At 56.5% G+C, this 1046-nt stretch carries 3 protein-coding genes; all 3 read left to right on the forward strand.

Annotation, left to right across the window (positions count from 1 at the left end; all coding sequences use genetic code 11):
• Positions 1-369: DNA-packaging protein FI (locus KDM89_RS19090; protein WP_212689509.1), on the forward strand; the 369-nt coding region annotated here is incomplete at its 5' end.
• Positions 370-380: 11 nt separating this feature from the next.
• Entirely contained in the window at positions 381-734 is a 354-nt protein-coding gene (locus KDM89_RS19095; protein WP_000752979.1) for a head-tail joining protein, read from the forward strand.
• A 139-nt stretch (positions 735-873) separates the two neighbouring features.
• Positions 874-1029 carry a DNA-packaging protein FI gene (gpFI, locus tag KDM89_RS19100; RefSeq protein ID WP_438947533.1) on the forward strand — a complete coding sequence of 52 codons (156 nt, stop codon included), beginning with the start codon at positions 874-876 and terminating at the stop codon, positions 1027-1029.
• The last annotated feature ends 17 nt before the right edge of the window (positions 1030-1046 follow it).

The raw sequence follows: 1046 nt of genomic DNA on the forward strand, positions 1-1046 counted from the left end.
CGCTCGCTGGGTGAACAACTGAACCGTGATGTCAGCCTGACGGGGACGAAAGAAGAACTGGCGCTCCGTGTGGCAGAGCTGAAAGAGGAGCTTGATGACACGGATGAAACTGCCGGTCAGGACACCCCTCTCAGCCGGGAAAATGTGCTGACCGGACATGAAAATGAGGTGGGATCAGCGCAGCCGGATACCGTGATTCTGGATACGTCTGAACTGGTCACGGTCGTGGCACTGGTGAAGCTGCATACTGATGCACTTCACGCCACGCGGGATGAACCTGTGGCATTTGTGCTGCCGGGAACGGCGTTTCGTGTCTCTGCCGGTGTGGCAGCCGAAATGACAGAGCGCGGCCTGGCCAGAATGCAATAACGGGAGGCGCTGTGGCTGATTTCGATAACCTGTTCGATGCTGCCATTGCCCGCGCCGATGAAACGATACGCGGGTACATGGGAACGTCAGCCACCATTACATCCGGTGAGCAGTCAGGTGCGGTGATACGTGGTGTTTTTGATGACCCTGAAAATATCAGCTATGCCGGACAGGGCGTGCGCGTTGAAGGCTCCAGCCCGTCCCTGTTTGTCCGGACTGATGAGGTGCGGCAGCTGCGGCGTGGAGACACGCTGACCATCGGTGAGGAAAATTTCTGGGTAGATCGGGTTTCGCCGGATGATGGCGGAAGTTGTCATCTCTGGCTTGGACGGGGCGTACCGCCTGCCGTTAACCGTCGCCGCTGAAAGGGGGATGTATGGCCATAAAAGGTCTTGAGCAGGCCGTTGAAAACCTCAGCCGTATCAGCAAAACTGATGAGTTCGTGTCCGTACAACTGGCGTAATCATGGCCCTTCGGGGCCATTGTTTCTCTGTGGAGGAGTCCATGACGAAAGATGAACTGATTGCCCGTCTCCGCTCGCTGGGTGAACAACTGAACCGTGATGTCAGCCTGACGGGGACGAAAGAAGAACTGGCGCTCCGTGTGGCAGAGCTGAAAGAGGAGCTTGATGACATGATGAGTTCGTGTCCGTACAACTGAAAGAGGAGCTTGATGAC

This window comes from Cognatundibacterium luofuense (genome assembly GCF_018139685.1).
GTDB classification, from domain to species: Bacteria; Pseudomonadota; Gammaproteobacteria; order Burkholderiales; family Burkholderiaceae_D; genus Undibacterium; species Undibacterium luofuense.

Excerpts from the sequence above, each read along its gene's own strand:
- gpFI (WP_438947533.1), top strand. The coding sequence starts at position 874 with ATGACGAAAGATGAACTGATTGCCCGTCTCCGCTCGCTGGGTGAACAA.